General features: G+C 71.5%; 15 protein-coding genes. 2 read left to right on the top strand and 13 right to left on the bottom strand.

Annotation, left to right across the window (positions count from 1 at the left end; all coding sequences use genetic code 11):
* Positions 1-4 precede the first annotated feature (4 nt).
* The 4 genes from BIV04_RS05225 to BIV04_RS05210 form a co-directional block, all read right to left on the bottom strand.
* Positions 5-1,213, bottom strand: a complete 1,209-nt coding sequence (locus BIV04_RS05225) for a GAF domain-containing protein (protein WP_071254966.1) — start codon at positions 1,211-1,213, stop codon at positions 5-7.
* 133 nt (positions 1,214-1,346) lie between these two features.
* Entirely contained in the window at positions 1,347-1,949 is a 603-nt protein-coding gene (locus BIV04_RS05220; protein ID WP_071254963.1) for a hypothetical protein, read from the bottom strand.
* Between the two features lie 139 nt (positions 1,950-2,088).
* Positions 2,089-2,655, bottom strand: coding sequence for a type 1 glutamine amidotransferase domain-containing protein (locus BIV04_RS05215; protein ID WP_071254960.1), 567 nt, complete (start codon positions 2,653-2,655; stop codon positions 2,089-2,091).
* A 139-nt stretch (positions 2,656-2,794) separates the two neighbouring features.
* Positions 2,795-3,694, bottom strand: a complete 900-nt coding sequence (locus BIV04_RS05210) for a sugar-binding transcriptional regulator (protein ID WP_235477807.1) — start codon at positions 3,692-3,694, stop codon at positions 2,795-2,797.
* 192 nt (positions 3,695-3,886) lie between these two features.
* Here BIV04_RS05210 and BIV04_RS05205 point away from each other — a divergent pair, with 192 nt between their 5' ends.
* Both BIV04_RS05205 and BIV04_RS05200 read left to right on the top strand, forming a co-directional pair.
* The gene (locus tag BIV04_RS05205) at positions 3,887-5,632 is read left to right on the top strand and encodes a glycerol-3-phosphate dehydrogenase/oxidase (RefSeq protein WP_071254953.1); all 1,746 of its coding nucleotides are present in this window, start codon (positions 3,887-3,889) and stop codon (positions 5,630-5,632) included.
* 179 nt (positions 5,633-5,811) lie between these two features.
* Positions 5,812-6,471, top strand: a complete 660-nt coding sequence (locus BIV04_RS05200) for a GntR family transcriptional regulator (protein WP_071254950.1) — start codon at positions 5,812-5,814, stop codon at positions 6,469-6,471.
* Positions 6,472-6,538: 67 nt separating this feature from the next.
* Here BIV04_RS05200 and BIV04_RS05195 read toward each other — a convergent pair whose 3' ends face one another.
* The 9 genes from BIV04_RS05195 to BIV04_RS05155 form a co-directional block, all read right to left on the bottom strand.
* Positions 6,539-7,579 carry a hemolysin family protein gene (locus BIV04_RS05195; protein ID WP_071254947.1) on the bottom strand — a complete coding sequence of 347 codons (1,041 nt, stop codon included), beginning with the start codon at positions 7,577-7,579 and terminating at the stop codon, positions 6,539-6,541.
* Positions 7,576-8,955 carry a hemolysin family protein gene (locus BIV04_RS05190; RefSeq protein ID WP_071254944.1) on the bottom strand — a complete coding sequence of 460 codons (1,380 nt, stop codon included), beginning with the start codon at positions 8,953-8,955 and terminating at the stop codon, positions 7,576-7,578. The genes BIV04_RS05195 and BIV04_RS05190 overlap by 4 nt, the downstream gene beginning before the upstream one ends.
* A 172-nt stretch (positions 8,956-9,127) precedes the next feature.
* Positions 9,128-9,904, bottom strand: a complete 777-nt coding sequence (locus BIV04_RS05185; protein WP_218141824.1) for a GntR family transcriptional regulator — start codon at positions 9,902-9,904, stop codon at positions 9,128-9,130.
* The gene (locus BIV04_RS05180; protein ID WP_071254941.1) at positions 9,885-11,549 is read right to left on the bottom strand and encodes an ABC transporter ATP-binding protein; all 1,665 of its coding nucleotides are present in this window, start codon (positions 11,547-11,549) and stop codon (positions 9,885-9,887) included. The genes BIV04_RS05185 and BIV04_RS05180 overlap by 20 nt, the downstream gene beginning before the upstream one ends.
* Complete coding sequence (locus BIV04_RS05175; protein WP_071254939.1) at positions 11,533-13,458, bottom strand: gamma-glutamyltransferase family protein; 1,926 nt, start codon at positions 13,456-13,458, stop codon at positions 11,533-11,535. The genes BIV04_RS05180 and BIV04_RS05175 overlap by 17 nt, the downstream gene beginning before the upstream one ends.
* A 7-nt stretch (positions 13,459-13,465) precedes the next feature.
* Positions 13,466-14,353, bottom strand: coding sequence for an ABC transporter permease (locus BIV04_RS05170; protein ID WP_071254935.1), 888 nt, complete (start codon positions 14,351-14,353; stop codon positions 13,466-13,468).
* Positions 14,350-15,303, bottom strand: coding sequence for an ABC transporter permease (locus BIV04_RS05165; RefSeq protein WP_071254934.1), 954 nt, complete (start codon positions 15,301-15,303; stop codon positions 14,350-14,352). Before BIV04_RS05165 ends, BIV04_RS05170 begins: the two co-directional genes overlap by 4 nt.
* A 4-nt stretch (positions 15,304-15,307) precedes the next feature.
* Positions 15,308-17,035, bottom strand: coding sequence for an ABC transporter substrate-binding protein (locus tag BIV04_RS05160; RefSeq protein ID WP_083396173.1), 1,728 nt, complete (start codon positions 17,033-17,035; stop codon positions 15,308-15,310).
* A 225-nt stretch (positions 17,036-17,260) separates the two neighbouring features.
* Positions 17,261-18,196 carry a hypothetical protein gene (locus tag BIV04_RS05155; protein ID WP_218141823.1) on the bottom strand — a complete coding sequence of 312 codons (936 nt, stop codon included), beginning with the start codon at positions 18,194-18,196 and terminating at the stop codon, positions 17,261-17,263.
* Positions 18,197-18,293 lie beyond the last annotated feature (97 nt).

The raw sequence follows: 18,293 nt of genomic DNA, 5'->3' as shown, positions 1-18,293 counted from the left end.
AAGGTCAGGCGCGGGCGACGGCCTGCTTCGCGAGCTCGCGCTGCACGCTGAGGGCGAGCTCGCGCAACATGACGAGGTCGACGCTCTCGACCGTGCGCGGTTCGGGGTCGGCGACGCAGAGTGCACCGATGCGGACGCCGTCGGGACTCTCGACCGGGTAGCCGGCGTAGAACCGGGCCGGCGCCTCGACGCCGAACCGTTCGTCGGCCCAGGCGTCCTCGACGACGAACGGCTGGCCGCCGGCGACCGTGTGGGCGCAGAACGACAGGGCCATGGGCATCTCGCGATCACCGCCCCCGGCGAGGGCCTTGTTCCAGTGGCGGTCGGCGGTGACGAGCGAGAACGCGGCCCCGCTCGCGCCGAGCAGTGTCCGGGCCCGCTCGACGATGTCGTCGAAGCGTTCCTCGGGGTCGGTGTCGAGGAGGCCGAGGGCCCTGATCGCCTCGACTCGGTCGACCTCGGCCTGTGGGGCGTGTCGGCGCGCCCGCGCCACGCCGCCGCCGGCCGACATCTGCGCGTCGAGCATGGGCGCGAGCATCTCGGCCTGCGCCTCGCCCCAGCGGGCGTACTTGGCGATCAGCTGGTCCCGGTCGTCGTGGCCCGAGAGCGGCGACGGGGGCATGAGCACGTGCACGCGGGGATGCGTCGAGCAGACGTCGTGGATGATCGCGTTCACCTCGGCCGCGTGGCGGTCGACGAGCCCACCGCCGGCGATGTGGAACACCGTCACCTCGCTGGGCGCCTGGACGCCCGTGACGAGGACGGGGCTGCTCGCGCCTCCGGTCTCGGTCTCGATGTGGACGAGCAGGTCGACGAACGCCCGCCGCCACTTCGTGAGGTCGGTCATCTCGAGGGCGTCGTTGATGCCGGTCACCACGACCACGGCGTCGTAGCGCGTGAGGTCACGGTCTCCGAGCACCCGCCGAGCGTCCGCCGTCCTCATCGCGGGGTCGGCCACGACGTCGACGTCGACCCCCCGGCCGGTGGCCTGCGAGACCGCTCGCGCGAGATGACCCGCGAGTCCCAGGTCGTGGCTGCGGACGCCCCACCCGACGGCGGGCCCGCTGCCGAACAAGAGCACGCGATCGGGGCCGACGCCGGGGGCGTGGGCACGCGCGACGCCCTCGGGCCGGGGCAGTCCGAGGCGCCGGTCGAACCAGCGGTTGCGCTGTCGGATCAAGCCACGGACGAGCGGGCTCACGAGACGGTTCATGCCGGGTTCCTCCCACAGCGGTGGCCTGATCGACGAGGGCTCCACGTGGTGAGGGCCGAGCGGTGTCAAGACATCGTCTCGTCTCGGTGCCGAGCCGGGACAGCCCCAGGTCGGGGGCCGACGAGCGCACCCGTCAGGTCGGGCGCGGTGCATCCGACCCCGGTGGGGGCTGGGCGATCAGCCGCGCGAGGTCCACCTCGACGAGATCACGGAGGCGCTGGTCGCGTTCGTCGGGATACGCCGGGTCGACCGCCTCGACCGCCGACACCTTCGTGACGATCACGGCTCCGACGTCGCCCCACGCCCGGTCCACCGCCGCCGCGACGATCCCGCCCACGAAGTCGTCGTCGGACTGCAGTTCGTCCAGCCTGTCGGCCACGGCCGTGTAGGTCTTCTCGCGGAACCACAGGGTGTCGTCGTCACCGCGCCGGTAGTCGTGCTGGTGTCGCGACCGCCCCTTGGCCTTGAGGGCCTTCGCCCGTTCGCCGCCGATGCGTTCGTTCTGCTCGCGTTGTTCCGCCGCGAGGCGACCGAGGACGGTCCGCACGGCCTCGCGGGTGCGCTCGTGGTCGAAGTGCTCGTCGTCGCGGAGGGCACGGATGACGATCGAGTTGGCCACCGAGACCACGGCGGCCGCACGCGAGATGAGGACACCCTCGGCGACGGCCCGCTCGAGGGCCGCGGGATCGGGCGTCGCGGGTTCCGAGGGGGTCTTGCGCGTCTTGCCGAGTTTCACCGCGCCTCCTTCTCGACCGGATGGGCGCCGGAGCGCCGGGGACGGACCGACGTCGGCCCGACGTCCCATTAAAGACCCGCGGCGGGGTCCGTCGCCCCGGATCAGGACGACGGACCCCGCCGCGACGGAGGACGACGGATCAGGCCGTGGCGGCCAGGGCCGTCGAGGTCTCGCGCACGAAGTCGTCGAGGTCGTCGGGGTCACGCGACGTGACGAGCGTGAAGCCCTGCTCGACGTCGGTCACGACCGAGCGGTCCACCCACGTGCCGCCGGCGTTGCGGACGTCGGTCTGCAGCGAGGCGAAGGAGGTCAGTTCCTTGCCCGTGACGAGGCCCGCCTCGATGAGCGCCCACGGGCCGTGGCAGATGGCCGCGATCGGCTTGCCGGCCGCGGCGAAGGCCTTGACCAGGTCGACGGCGTCGCTCTCGGTGCGCAGGGTGTCGGCGTTGATGGTGCCGCCGGGCACGAGCAGGAGGTCGTGGTCGGCGGCGTCGACCTCGGCGATGGTCGTGTCGGGGCGGACGGTCTGGCCCGGGTCCTTGTCGCCGACGAGCGTCTCGATCGGCTCGGTGGAGACGCCGGCGACGACGACGGTGGCGCCCTGCTCGCGCAGCTTCGCGACGGGGACGACGAGCTCGTCCTGCTCGACGCCGTAGTTGGTGACGATCGCGAGAACGCGGCGTCCGGTGAGTTCGGTGCTTGCCATGGTGATGCTCCTCTCGGGGCCCCTCGAGGGCCCGGTGTGCGACTGCTCCCGTCTACGCGGGCGGGCTGGGTCGCGGCTGGCGCGATGTACCCCACCCGCGCCTCCCCACCCGCGTTTGCTCGTCCGGGCCGAGACCGGCTCAGCTGGCCAGCAGCGCCCTGGCGGTCCCCTCGTCGAGGATCAGGTCGGTGACCAGGCCCGCGGCGAGCGCACCGCGGACGCTGACGACCTTGGCCTCGCCGGCGACGACGCAGACGCGACGCGGCGTGCGCCGGATGGTCGCCAGGTCGGGTCCGGTGGCGCGCTGGTTGAGCTCGATGTCGGCCGACGAGCCGTCCTCGCGGAAGAACACGGTCGCGACGTCGCCCACCACGTGGTCGTGGCCGAGGCTGTCGTGGTCGCTCTGCTCGAGGTACCCGCCCGAGTAGACGTGGCTCGGCACGTGCGCCTCGCGCGAGCCGACGCCGAAGACGACGAGGTCCATGGCGCCCTGCAACGAGAGGACGCGTCGGGTGCTGCGCTCCCGCCAGAGGGCGCGCTTGGTCGCCGGGTCGTCGAAGAACGCCGGCACGGGGAACTGCTGGATCAGGGCGCCGTACGCGTGACCGAACCGCCGCAGGATCTCGCTGGCGTACTCGATGCCCGTGGTGCGGGTGTTCGCCGCACCGTTCAGCTGGACGAAGACGGTGTTGTGCGTGGCCTTGGGCACCAGGTACCGGCTGACCGCGCTGACGGTGGAACCCCAGGCGACGCCGACGACCATGTTCGAGTCGACGTACTGCGTGAGCGTTCGTGCAGCCGACAGCGCGACCCGGTCGAGTCGGTCGACGTCACTCGTCTGGTCGGGCACCGGGACCACGTGCGCCACCACGCCGAACCGCCGGTGCAGCCCCTCGCCCACGGCCGTCGGCTGGTCGAGGGGTGACTTGATCTGGATGTCGACGAGGCCGGTCTCGCGAGCCGACTTCAGGAGGCGCGAGACCGACGACCGGGACGTCTGCAGTTCGTGCGCGATCGCCTCCATCGTGAGGTCCTGCATGTAGTACAGATGCGCGGCACGCAGGGCCTCCTGCGTGCGTTCGGACGTGTCGCCAGCGGCCAACGGGACCTCCTTGCACGTTCGTGCAGATCCGTTGCACCCTGTGTGCATCGGGACGACGATGAATCTACCGGCCCGCAGGACGAGTCGGTCACCACCACCTGACATCGCATCTCGAAAGAAGCAGTGACCATGTCGAAGAAGACAGACTCGATCCGTCCCAACGTGCAGCGCATCGTCGACCGCCCGACGGCACAGGTGCTCGTCGTCGGCGGTGGCATCAACGGCATCGCGACCTTCCGCGACCTCGCCCTCCAGGGCGTCGACGTCGTGCTGGTCGAACGCGCCGACTACGCCTCGGGCGCGTCCGCCGCCTCGTCGCACATGATCCACGGCGGCATCCGCTACCTCGAGAACGGCGAGTTCCGCCTCGTCCGCGAGAGCGTCGAGGAGCGCAACGGGCTGCTGAAGATCGCCCCTCACTACGTCAAGCCGCTGCAGACCACGATGCCGATCTTCTCGACGTTCAGCGGCATCATGAACGCCCCGTTGCGCATGCTGACCCACAAGCAGCGCTCCACCAAGGAGCGCGGCGCGTTGCTGATCAAGGTCGGCATGACAATGTACGACTCGTTCTCGCGCGACGGCGGCTCGGTGCCGCGTCACAAGTTCCTCGGTCGCAAGAAGGCCCTCGCCGAGATGCCCCACCTCAACAAGGCGCTGAAGTACACCGGCACCTACTACGACGCGTCGGTGCACGAGCCCGAGCGTCTCGCGCTCGACGTGCTGAAGGACGGCCTGGCCGCCGGCGACAACGCCCGCAGCGCGAACTACCTCGAGGCCGTCGGCACCGCCGACGGCGGCGTGACCCTCCGCGACGTCGTCAGCGGCACCGAGTTCACGGTCCGGGCCGACGTCGTCATCAACGCCTCGGGCCCCTGGACCGACCTGACCAACAAGGCCTTCGGTGCCGAGTCGCAGTACATGGGCGGCACCAAGGGTTCGCACATCGTCGTCGACAGCCCCGAACTGCTCGAGGCCACGAACGGTCGTGAGATCTTCTTCGAGAACAACGACGGCCGCATCGTGCTGATCTACCCGCTCAAGGGCCGGGTGCTCATCGGCACCACCGACCTCGAGGCCGACATGTCCGAGCCCGCCGTCTGCACCGAAGAAGAGGTGGACTACTTCTTCGACCTCGTCAAGCACGTCTACCCCGACATCGCGCTCGACCGCGGCCACATCGTCTACCGCTACTCGGGCGTCCGCCCGCTGCCGAAGCACGACGACCTCGCCGCGGGCTTCGTGTCCCGCGACTACCGCATCGTCGAGACCGAGGTCGCCGAGCTGCCCGGCACGACCGTCCTCAGCCTCGTCGGCGGCAAGTGGACCACGTTCCGCGCCCTGTCGGCCCACCTCTCAACCGAGGCGACCACGAAGCTCGGCGTGAAGCGCTCGGTCGACACGACGGGCATGGCGATCGGCGGCGGCAAGGGCTTCCCCACCACCGACGGCGCCCGCACCACGTGGGTCGCGGCCCACGCCGACGGGCTCGACCGCGACCAGGTCGACCGTCTGCTGACCCGGTACGGCACCCGCGCCTCCGACGTCATCGAGGTGCTGCTCGACCAGCCGTCACAGGCCCTCGAGGCCGACCCGACGCTGACCACGGCCGAGATCGCCTTCTTCGCCGAGCACGAGGACGCCGTCCACCTGGCCGACGTCGTGCTGCGCCGCACGAACCTGGCGTTCGTCGGTGGCGTCACCATCGAGCTGCTCACCGAGATCGCCGACGTCATGGCCGGCTCGCTCGGCTGGACGACCGAGCAGCGCGACGACGAGATCGAGCAGACCCTGACGACCCTGCGCGACTCGCACGGCGTCGAGGTCGCCTCACAGCACGTGCCCGCAGCGACCTCGGCCGCCGCCGCGAAGTAACCGCGCCGACCCGAGTCGCGAAGCCCCGCCCCCGTCGAGGAGGCGGGGCTTCGTCGTGCCCGGCCCTCGGCGGGTCCGCCGGAACTGACATGTGAACTTCGCTGCCCAACGGGCAAAATGCCACGTTTTCGTATTAGGATGCTGGCCGGGCACACGCCCGCGAGCATCTAGGAGGCCGCATGCCGATTCCCGTCACTCCCCCTGCCGCCGAGCGACAGCTGCTGCGAGACACGGTCCGCAGCCGCATCCGTGACGCGATCATCGACGGCACGCTCGAACCCGGCGAACGCCTGCACGACGACGAGTTGATCGCCTGGCTGCAGGTGTCGCGCACCCCGATCCGCGAGGCGCTCGGCGACCTCGTGCGCGCCGGCCTCGTCGAGATGGCACCGAACCGCTACACGAAGGTCGCGATGCCGAAGGCCGAAGAGGCCGTCGAGGCGGTCCAGACCCTCGGCGTGCTCTTCGGCGGAGCGGTCCGCCTGGCGGTGCCCGACCTTCCGTCCGCCGTCAAGCGAGAGATCGTCCGGGCGATCGACGTCTGCCTCGACGATCTCGACCGAGAGGACGGCCCGGCCCTCAACGCCCACGCCATCGCGCTCTTCTCGACCTACGTCGACCACTGTGGCAATCCGGCCCTGGTCAAGGTCTGCACCGACGTCACCGACGGCCTCGCCTACAAGCTGCGCGTGCCGAACATCGTGCAGGTGCTGCACTGGGACTCGATGGCGGCCTCGTTCGTCGCCCTGCGCGAGGCGACCGAGGCCGGTGACCCCATCGCGGCCGAACTCGCCGCCGAAGACCTGCACGCCCTGCCCGGGCACCGCCCCGTCGACTGAGCGTCCGCGCCCGGTCGGTCGGGCGCGGACGCCCGACCGGCCGGCGGTCCGTCAGACCGCCGACCCGTCAGACCGCCGAGACGTCGTCCACCTCGCCGACGAGCTCTTCGATGATGTCCTCCAGGAACAGCACCCCGGTGGTGACGCCCTCGGGCGAGACGGATCGGGCCACGTGCGCGCCGACCCGACGCATCGAGGCCAGGGCGTCCTCGAGGTCGGTGTCGCGGCTCACGGCGCCCAGGCGGCGGATGCGCTTCGCGGGCACGGGTGCCTCGAAGGACCCGTCGTCGGTGAGGTCCATGACGTCCTTGAGGTGCAGGTAGCCCGTGGGCTGACCGTCACCGTCGGTGAGCACGTACCGCGAGTACCCCCGGGCCGCCACGGCACGCTGCACGTCCGCCGGCGTCGCCCCCGGTGCCAGGTGCACCATCTCGTCGAGGGGCACCTCGACGTCGCGCACCTTGCGGGTGGTGAACTCGAACGCCGCCGACAGGGTGCCCGACGAGTCCATCAGCGTGCCCTCGCGGGTCGACTGCTGGACGATCGTGGCGACCTCGTCGAGGGTGTACGAGCTCGTCGCCTCGTCCTTCGGCTCGACCCGGAAGAGCCTCAGCATGCCGTTGGCGACCGCGTTGAGCGACCAGATGACCGGCTTGAAGACCGTGGCCACGAAGACCAGCGGGGGCGCCAGGACGAGCGCCGCCCGGTCGGGCACCGAGAACGACAGGTTCTTCGGGATCATCTCGCCGACGACCACGTGCAAGAAGGTCACGAGCACGAGCGCCACGACGAACGCGACGACGCCGATCGCCTCGGCCGAGAGGCTGGTGAGGCCGAGCGGGATCTCGAGCAGGTGGTGGATCGCCGGCTCGGACACGTTCAAGATGACGAGCGAGCAGACGGTGATGCCCAACTGGCTGGTGGCCAGCATGAGCGTCGCGTGCTCCATCGCCCAGAGGGTCTTCTTGGCGGCCTTGCTGCCGGCCTCGGCACGGGGCTCGATCTGTGAGCGGCGGGCCGAGATGACGGCGAACTCGGCGCCGACGAAGAATCCGTTGACGACCAGCAGCACGACGAGCCAGACGATGCCGGGCAGGTACTCGTTCATCGGGTCACCCCTTCTCTCAGCGAGGCGACGACGCGGTCGTGCTCGGTCGTGGGTGCGACGGCGCCGAGGCCGTCGTCAGGTGGGGCCGGAACGAAGCGCAGTCGCTCGAGGCGTCCGTTCGCGACGCGTTCGACCCGCAGGCTGCCGCTGCCGCTCTCGAGGGCGACCTCGTCGCCCACCTCGGGCAGGCGGTCGAGGCGGTCGATGACGAACCCGGCCACCGTCTCGTAGTCGCCGTCGTCGGGCACGCGGATGCCGGCCCGGTCGGCCAATTCGTCGGGCCGGAGGGCACCGTCGAAGAGCACGGTGCCGGCCTGGCGCACGATGCCCACGCGGGCGCGGTCGTGCTCGTCCTCGAGCTCGCCGACCAGTTCTTCGACGACGTCCTCGAGGGTCACGAGGCCGGCGGTGCCGCCGAACTCGTCACGCACCACGGCCATCTGCAGGCCGCCGTGGCGCAGCAGACCGAGCAGCGAGTCGGTGCCCATGCTCTCGGGCACGAAGCGCGCCTCCTGCATGAGCGCGGTCGAGCCGACGGAGGCGCGCTCGGCGAGCGGGACGGCGAACGCGTGCTTCACGTGCACGACGCCGACGATGTCGTCGCTGTCGTCGCCGATCACGGGGAACCGCGAGAACCCCGAGGCCAGGGCGGCCTCGACGATGTCGGCGGCCGACCCGGTGGAGGCGATCGTGGTCATGCGGACGCGTGGCGTCATCACCTCGGAGGCGTCGTGCTGCGAGAAGCGCAGGGTGCGCCCCAGCAGGGTCGCGTGGTCCTGGTCGAGCTGCCCCTCGAGGGCCGACCGGCGCACCAGCGAGCTCAGCTCTTCCGCCGAGCGGGCACCCGAGAGCTCTTCCTTGGGCTCGATGCCCATGGCCCGGATGGCGGCGTTGGCGGTGTTGTTGAACAGCAGGATGAGCGGCTTGAACACCGTGGTGAACGCCGCCTGGAACGGCACGACGAACTTCGCGGTGGCGAGCGGCAGCGCGAGGGCGAAGTTCTTCGGCACGAGCTCGCCGACCACCATCGAGAAGAGGGTGGCGAGCACGATGCCCGTGATGCTGCCGACGATCGGCACGACCGTCGCCGGCATGCCGAGCGAGTCGAGCGGGCCGCTCAGCATCGAGCTGATGGCGGGTTCGAAGGTGTACCCGGTCAACAGCGTCGTCAGCGTGATGCCGAGCTGCGCGCCGGAGAGGTGCGTCGAGGTGATGCGTAACGCCTTGATCGTGGGACCGAGACGTTTCTCGCCCCGGTCGCGCCGCGCCTCCAGCTCGTTGCGGTCGAGGTTGACCAGCGAGAACTCGGACGCGACGAAGAAGCCGGTGCCGACGGTGAGCACGAGGCCGATGCCGACCATGACCCAGTCATCCATGTCGCCCCTCCCCGTCTGTGACGACCGCACGGGCGGTCAGGCGTGGGAGAGGCCAGGGCATGTGAGAGGGAGGTTCGTCCATGACCGAGAACAGTAAGGAGACCCGCCGACCGATGCCTGAGAACGTGCACCCGCTGCACGCCCCTGTGGGGGCGAGCCGAGGAGGCGCGGGTCAGGTCGTCGGGATCGTCGGCGTCGGGATCGTCGGCGTCGGGATCGTCGGCGGCAGGGCGGGCGGCGTGGCCCGCAGGTCGGCCACCCGGTCGGCGGGCTCGGTGCGGGCGAGGAACCCGATGCGCGACTCGCGGACGTGCCAGCCCATCAGCTCGGCGGCCCCGGCCTCGTCGCCCGCGTCGATCGCCGCGAGGATGCGGCGGTGGTCGGGCCAGAGCCGCTTGCCGCGCGAGAAGGTGTCGAGCGCGTACAGCCACTCGATCTTGTTCGACAGCTGGCGCAGCAGGGTCGCCAGCGTGGCACTCCCGCTCAGCTGCGCCACACCGACGTGGAACCGGTCGTTGAGCTCGACGAGTCGGTCGAGGTCGCCGGCCTCGACGGCGGCGTCCCCGTCGTCGAGCAGTTGCCCGAGCACGCGCCGGGTCCGCCACCAGTCCTCGGGCGGGCGGGGCTCGCCGAACAGCTCGCGTGCCCGCAGGGCGGCCCGTCGGGCGGTCGAGATCTCGAGGGCCTCGCGGACGGCGAAGAGGTCGTCGGCCTCGTCGACCGGGATCGCCGCGACCCGACTGCCCACGTGGGGCGTCGACTCGACGAACCCTTCGGCCTCGAGCGCCCGCAGCGCCTCGCGCACCGGGACCCGCGAGACGCCGTGGCGGCGGGCGACCGAGGCCTCGGTGATGCGCGTCCCCGGCACGAGGGTGCCCTCGACGATCTCGCGACGCAGGGCGTCGACGAGGACGACGGGTGGTGGGCCCTCAGAGGGCGAGGCTGGCACCGGGGATGGCTCCCAACAGTTCGGTCGTGTACTCGGCACGGGGCGACAAGAAGATGTCGTCGACGCTACCGCGCTCGACCACGGCGCCCTTGCGCATCACCACCACGTCGTGGGCGATCTGGCGCACGACCGCCAGGTCGTGCGTGATGAACAGGTAGCTGAGGCCGAGCCGACGCTGCAGGTCGCCGAGCAGCTCGAGGATCTGCTCCTGGACGAGCACGTCGAGGGCCGAGACGGCCTCGTCGCAGATGAGCAGCTCGGGCTCGAGCGCGAGCGCCCGCGCGATGGCCACCCGCTGGCGCTGACCGCCCGACAGCTCGTTCGGCCGGCTCTGGGCGACCGACCGGGGCAGGGCGACCTGGTCGAGCAGCTCGGCGACCCGCTGCCTGCGGGAGGCCCGGTCGCCGACGCCGAAGATGCGCAACGGCTCGTCGATCAGCCGCTCGACGCTGTACGACGGGTCGAGCGAACCGTAGGGGTCCTGGAAGACGGGCTGCACCCGGCGACGCAGCGCACGACGGGACGCACCCCGGCTCGCCGTGATGCTCTCGCCGTCGATCAGCGCCGACCCGCTCGTCGCCGACTCGAGGCCGAGCACGATGCGGGCCACGGTCGTCTTGCCCGAGCCGGACTCTCCCACGATCGCCGTCGTGGTGCCGCGCGGCACCTCGAACGAGACGTGGTCGACGGCCCGCACCTGCTCACCACGGCGACCACGGAGGCGGAACTCCTTGACCAGGTCGGTGACGGTCAGGATCGAGTCGACCCGCGCCTCCTTCGCGTCCGTCGCGTCGTCGAGGACGGCCTCGCCGCGACGGAGGGCGGTCGCCGAGGCCAGCGTCGGCGCGGCCGCGACGAGGCGCTTCGTGTACTCGTGCTGCGGGCGACGCAGGATCTGCTCGGGCGTGCCCTGCTCGACGACGCGACCCTCGAGCATCACGACGATGCGGTCGGTGCGGTCGGCGGCGAGCCCCAGGTCGTGCGTGATGAACAGCAGCGACGTGCCACGGCTCTCGACCAGCGTCTGCAGGTGGTTGAGGATCTGCCGCTGCACCGTCACGTCGAGCGCGCTGGTCGGCTCGTCGGCGATCAACAGCTGCGGCTCGCGGGCCAGGGCGATCGCGATGAGCACGCGCTGGCGCATGCCGCCCGAGAACTCGTGCGGGAACTGCCCCGCCCGGCGCTCGGCCTCGGGGATGCCCGCCTCGGTCATCAGCGCGACGACGCGGCGCTGTACCTCGTCGTGGCCGCGGAGGCCGTGGGTGCGCAGCGCGTCGGCGATCTGGGCGCCGACCTTCATCGACGGGTTCAGGTTGGTCGACGGGTCCTGCGGCACGAGGCCGATGCGCGCCCCGCGCACCTGGCGCATGGGCGCCTCGGTCGCCTGCGCGAGGTCGAGGGTGCTGCCGTCGGGGCTCGCGAGCTCGATCGTGCCGCCCGTGATGTGACCGGCCCCGGGCAGCAGGCGAAGGATGGCCGCGACCACCGTCGACTTGCCCGAGCCGGACTGGCCGACGATCGCCACCCGCTCGCCCGGCAGGACGTCGAGGTCGACGCCGTGCACGGCGGGGGTGTCGCCGAACGAGACGCGCAGGTCGCGCACGCTCAGCAACGGGGAGGTCGGGTTCTCAGCGTCCTGCGGCATAGGCCTGGGCTCCTCGGGGGTTGGCGGCGGCGGAGAGCACACCGGTCTCGGGGTCTCGCGAGACGCTCGACAGCCGGCCCAGGGACCAGCCGCCGGCGCGGGTGACGACGTGGCCGCGGGCGACCAGCGCGTCGATGACGTCGTCGCCCAGGCGGTCCTCGACGACGACGCCCCCGGGCTCCCAGGTGCGGGGCCAGAAGCTGCCGGGGAACGACGTGGTGTGCAGCGCGGGGGCGTCGATCGCCTGCTGCGGGGTGTACCCGCCGACGATCGTGCGCAGCAGGTAGAGCAGCTGCCACTGGTCCTGCTGGTCGCCGCCGGGCGACCCGAGCGCGACGACGGGCTCGCCGTCCTTCAGCACGAGCGTGGGCGTCAGCGTCGTGCGCGGGCGGGTGCCCGGCTCGAGGGTCGACGCCGTGCCCTCGTCCAGCCACGACATCTGCAGCCGGCTGCCCAGGCAGAAGCCGAGCTCGGGGATCGTCGGCGACGACTGCAGCCAGCCGCCCGACGGGGTCGCCGAGACGACGTTGCCCCAGCGGTCGACGACGTCGAGGTGGCAGGTGTCGCCCCGCGTCTCGCCGGTCGGCTCGGTGAACGGCTCGGCCAGACGGTCGGCAGGAGGCGCGGTGCCGGTCGGCGGGGCGTCCTCGGCCGGTGCGGCGGGGGCGGCGGCGGGGGCCTGTGCCCGCCCGGGGGCGGCGACCGTGGGCTCCCCGACACCGGCGGGTGCCTCGCTGAGCGCGGGAGGCAGGTACTCGGTGCGCATCGTGGGCAGGGCGAACGGCTCGCGCCCGGGGACGTCGCCGGGTCGCAGGTCGTGCGACGCCCGGTCGCCGATCAGAGCGCGGCGCGCGTCGGCGTAGTCCGCGGACAAGAGGGTCTCGAGGGGCACGTCCCCGGGGCCGTACCAGGCCTCGCGATCGGCCATGGCGAGCTTCTGCGCCTCGACGATGGTGTGGGCGCCGTCCGCGGTCGAGGGGTCGAGCAGCTCGTCGTCGAGCGGCTCGAGCAGCGCCAGCACCTGCAGCAGGGCGGGACCCTGGCCCCAGGCGCCGGTCTTGGCGATCGTGTGACCCCGGAACTCGATCGTGGTCGCCGGTTCGGTCGTGGCGCGGAACGCGGCGAGGTCCGCGGCCTTGACGACACCTGCGTGGTCGGTGCCCGACGAGTGACGGTGCGGAGTGCGGACGAACTCGTCGATCGCCTGCGCGACGTGTCCGCTGCCCCACTCGACCCGCGCCTCCTCGATCTTCGCCTCGCGGGACGCGTCGGGGCCGAGGGCCTCGCCGGCCGCGACCAGCTCGTCGAGGACGGCCGCGTAGGCCGGGTTCGTCAGCAGGTCGCCCTCGCGGGGCACCTCGCCACCGGGCATCCACTGCGCGGCCGAGGTGGGCCAGTGCTCGGTGAAGAAGTCGGCGACGGTCTGGATGGTGGAGGCCACGCGCGCCACGATCGGGTGGCCGTCGCGGGCGTAGCCGATCGCGTAGGCGAGGACGTCGGCGAGCGACCAGGTGCCGTGCTCGGCCAGCAGCTTCAGCCAGGCGTCGACGGCACCGGGGACGGCGGCGGCCAGGGCTCCCGACCCGGGGACGAGCTCGAGGCCCTCGGCGAGGTAGTGCTCACGGGTGGCCCCGGCCGGGGCGGGGCCCTGACCGACCAGCACGGTCGGGACGCCGGGAGCCTCGGCCGTCGCGTAGATCGCCGTGAGGTCGCCGCCGGGGCCGTTGAGGTGCGGCTCGACGACGTGCAGCACGAAGGCGCCCGCGACGGCCGCGTCGAAGGCATTGCCGCCGCGCTCGAGGACCGACTGGGCCGAGGCCGTCGCCAGCCAGTGCGTCGACGACGTCATGCCGAACGTGCCGCGCAGGTCCGGGCGGGTGACGAACTCGTCGGGGGTGGTGTAGGTCACGAGGGGGTCACTTCCGGTCGCTGGCGGTGGGGTCGAGGGCGTCGCGCAGGGCGTCCCCGAACAGGTTGAAGCCCAGGCAGATCACGGCGATCGCGAGACCCGGCACGACGGCCGCGAACGGCGCCTTGGCCAGGTACTGCTGCGCGTCGCTGAGCATGATGCCCAGACTGGCCGTCGGGGGCTGGATGCCCAGCCCGAGGAACGACAACAGGGCCTCGCCGATCACGGCGACCGGCATGATGACCGTCGCCTGCACGATGATCGCCGAGACGCAGTTGGGCAGGACGTGCTGGAAGATCACCCGCAGGCCCGTGGCGTCCATGGTCGTCGCGGCGAGGACGAAGTCGGTCGACTTGATGCGCAGCGTCTCGCCGCGCACCACGCGGATCATCGTCGGCACCTGGGCGATGCCGAGGGCGACCACGGCGTTCGTCAGGCTCGGACCACTGATCGCGGCGAGCGCCACGGCGATGATCAGGAACGGGAACGCCAGCATGACGTCGGTCAGGCGCGAGATGACGCCGTCGAGCCAGCGCCAGTAGCCGGCCAGCAGCCCGAGGGGCGTGCCGACCACGACGGCCAGCAGCACCGAGAGCACGCCGACCTGCAGCGAGACGCGGATGCCGTACACGGTGCGCGACAGGATGTCGCGGCCGAGGTCGTCGGTGCCGAGCATGTAGCCCACGGTGCCGGGCACCTGGAACGGCAGCTCGAAGTTGACCCGGGTCGGGTCGTACGGGGCGATGAGCGGCGCGGCGAGGCCCGCGACGAGGACGACGAGCAGCATCACGCCGCCCGTGACGCCCAGCTTGTTGCGGACGAGGCCGCGCCAGACGCGTCCCCGCGCCGACCCGAGCCCCGCCCCTGCGGCGGTGGGTGTCTCGATGACGGTCACGATGCGCCTCCTACCCTGATGCGCGGGTTGATGACGGAGTACAGGACGTCCACCGCCAGGTTGATCACGATGTAGCCGACCGTGATGATCAGCACGACGGCCTGGATCACCGGGTAGTCGCGAGTGAACACCGAGTCGAGCGTGAGCTTGCCGAAGCCCGGCAGGGCGAAGATGCGCTCGGTGACGACGGCGCCCGAGATCAGGCCGCCGAGCTGCAGGCCGACGATCGTGACGACCACGATCATCGAGTTGCGCAGGCCGTAGCGCATCAGCACCCGGCCGCGACCGAGACCCTTGGCCCGCGCGGTGCGCACGTAGTCGGTCTTCATCGTCTCGATCATCGAGGCGCGGGTCTGCCGCATGATGACCGCGGCGAGGCTCGTGCCGAGGATCAACGCGGGCAGGGTCAGGTGGTAGAACGCGCTCGCCGGGTTCTCGGCCACCGGCACGTAACCCGACGCGGGGAACAGCCCGAGACCGGCCGCGAGCCAGAGGATCGCGAGGATGCCGAGCCAGAAGTTCGGCACCGAGAGCCCCACCAGGGCGGCGGCGTTGGCCATCCACTCGGGCCAGCGGCCCCGGTACCGCTCGGCGACGACGCCCAGGGCGACACCCACGACGACGGCGACGATGATGGCGTAGAGGGCGAGCCACAGCGTGACCGGCAAGGTGGCGCCGATCAGCTCGGTGACCGGGGTGCCGGTGCGGGTGGACTCACCGAAGTCGCCGCGGACGAAGTTGCCGACGAACCGGCCGTACTGCACGAGCAGCGAGTCGTCGAGGCCGAGGTCGGCACGGATGGCGGCGACGCGCTCGGGCGTCGCCTCTTCTCCGGCGAGCGCCAGGGCCGGGTCGCCGGGCAGCTGGCGCACCCCCCAGAACACGACGATCGAGCCGATCACGAGCGTGACGGCCGACTGCCAGAGCCGGGTGAGCAGGTAACGGGTCATCGGGTCACTCCCCCTCGACGAACGCGGCGTTGCTGAGGCGCACGACGCCGTCGGCGTAGGTGGACACCCCGGCGACCTCGTTCGTCAGCGCGGTCAGGCTGCGGGTGCGGTACAGGTAGATGAGCGGTTCGTCCTCTTGGACCTGCGTCACGGCCTCGCCGTAGAGCGCCGCACGCTCGTCGACGTCGATGGACGCGGCCGCGTCGGCCAGCAGCTCGTCGACCCGGGGATTGCTGTAGCCCGAGTAGTTGTTGCCGCCACCGGTGCGCAGGAAGTTGACCATGTTGCCGTTCGGGTCGACGCGACCGGACCAGCCGAGCTGCAGCGCGTCGAAGTCTCCACGCGACTGCACGTCGAGCAGGGTCGAGTACTCGACCGGGGTGATCGACAGGCGGAACCCGCCGTCGGCGACCTGGGCCTGCAACGCCTGGGCGAGTCGCAACGTGTCGGCGTTGTTGCTGGCCTGGATCTCGATGTCGTAGGGCGTGTCCACGCCCGCCTCGTCTAGGAGGCGCTTCGCCCCCTCGGGGTCGTAGCCCGGGCAGGCGTCGCTGGCGTCGGTGGCGAACGGGCTGCTCGGCGGGATCGGCGAGCAGGCGGTGTCGTTCCACCCGCCGAACACGCTCTGGACGAGCGCATCGCGGTCGATCGACATGGCCAGCGCCTGACGGACGCGCACGTCGCTCGCCAGGGGGGTGTCGATCTGCACGGGGTCGGTTCCGACGCCGTCCTGGTTGCCGATGTTCACCGTGATGCCCTGGTAGCCGAAGGAGCCGACCTGCAGCACCGTCAGGCCGTCGTCGGCCATGAGGGAGTCGACGTCCATCGTCGACATCGAGTCGGCGACCTGCACGTCACCCGCCCGCACGTTCGCGGCCCGGATGCTCGCGTCGGTGATGATGCGGTAGGTGATCGTGTCGAGGTGCACGTCCTCGGCGTCGTAGTAGAGCGGGTCGCGCTCGACCGAGATCGAGGTCTGCGGCACGCGGTCGACGAACTTGAACGGGCCGACGCAGACCGGGGCGTCGCCGAAGTCGTCACCCTCGGCCTCGAGCGCCGTCGGCGACATGATCATGCCCGCCCGGTCGGCCAGGGCCGCGGTGAGCGGGGCGAAGGGGCGCTCGTAGGTCAGGCGCACCGTGTCGTCGTCGAGGGCCTCGACCCCGGTGACGGGGCCGAGCTCGCTGGCCCGCGACGAGTCGGGCTTGTCGAGGTGGCGGCGCAGCGTCGTGACCACGGCCTCGGCGTCGAGCGGGGTCCCGTCGGCGAACACGGCGTCGGTGCGCACGGGGATGTCGACCGTCAACCCGCCGTCCGACAGCGTCGGCAGCTCGGTCGCCAGCAACGGCACGAGGTCGCCCTCGGCGTCGATGTCGTACAGCTTCTGGCAGACCGTCTCCATGACGTACCGCGTGTAGAGCGACGACGACGTGGTGGGGTCGAGGGCGTCCGGCTCGGCCGACAGCGCCATGACCAGGTCGCCGCCCTCGACGATCGTCTTGTCGCCGATCGGCGCGGTGGTGACGTCGGTCTTGTCGGGCGGGTTCGTGCCGGCGGGCTGCTGCGGGACGCAGGCCGTCAGCGCGAGCGTCGCCGCGGCGGCGAGGGCCGGGAGCGCGAGGGCTCGACGCAGGCGGCGACGGCCGGCCGGTGCGCTCGGGGTCGCGGCGCGTGACGCGCTCGCGGCACGGGTCGCGCTCGCGGCACGGGTCGGGCGGGGTGGGCGGGCCATCGGGCCTCCGATGCTCGGGTGGTATCGGTCTGTGCGGTGTGGATTGCATACAATCCTGCCGCACGCCCCAGTTTTGTATACGAATTGTTTCGCGCGGGTAAAACGTGTGGCAGACGCACCGCCCGAAACCATCGATGCGCCGTCGAACCACGCAGGTGGATGGTTCGACGGCGCATCGGTGGTGTCGTCCCGGTGCCGACACGCAGGACTACCGGCCACGGGGCGTCAGCCCAGGGGCAGTCCGGCTGCGCGCAGGTTCATCGCGAGGCGCGGCGGGTGCATGACCTCGTCCCACACCGTGCGAGCGAATCCGACGACCTCGGGCCGGTTGCGGATGCGGTCCTCACGGATCTTCTCGTCCACGACGATCTGCTCCGGAGAACGCCCCTTCCGCCACCGGCCCTTCGCGTACTTGATCCGCCCGTCGAACTCGAGGACGACGCCGAACCGGGGCCACCAGAAGTCGACCACGTCCACGAACTGACCGCGATCACCCCAGCGGAAGCTCTTCTGGAGAACCGGAGGAGGCGCACCCAGCTCGTGCAGGACGACCCGCGTCAGCGATTCCCCGGGGGACTCGGCCGCCGACGTCGCGAAGGCCACGGCACGACGAGCGCCCGTGCGGCCCCGAGCCGTCGGCCGTGCATCCAGGAACCGACCGACCTCCTCCCGCGTGGTCAACCGACGGCGGAGCAGCTGGTCGAGGGCGACGACGGCCTCCCGGAAGGTCCACGACAACGCGAGATCGGCAGCCGTGCGTGCCGGCGAGGTGACGGGCAACCCGGACTCCTCCCGCGCCTCCTGGGGCAGGAGAAGTCCGGCGTGGCGGACGACCGTCGGCGTGGACTGCGTCGTACGACGAGCGGGGTCGACGACGTGGACGCGGTCCGGCCAGTCACCCAGGATCGGGGCACCCCAGACGGCCGCTGCGGACGCGTGTGAGGCGGCGACCCGGCTCGACAGCTTGGGCAGGAGCGCGACCACGCGGAGGAGATGGCGTTGCCTCGGCGTGGCAGCCTGCCAGGCCTCCCGCTCGACGGCGACACCCGGGCACAGCCGGAGGAGCTCACCACGGTCGATCCGGCGACGGACCGAGGAGGACTCTCGCGTCCCGTGGCCCAGCTGGGACGAGCGAATGACGGGCGGTAGGGAATCGATCATCCCCACACCTTGCCGGTCGTGACCGCGCCCTGTCGTAGTTCTCCACAGGACCTTCACCCTCTGCGTGAGACGAACCATCGATGCGCTGTCGAACCAT

Source organism: Frigoribacterium sp. MCBA15_019 (genome assembly GCF_001864945.1).
GTDB lineage: Bacteria > Actinomycetota > Actinomycetes > Actinomycetales > Microbacteriaceae > Frigoribacterium.
Note: the sequence above shows the minus strand (reverse complement) of the source record. Positions and strands in the feature narration are given on the sequence as shown.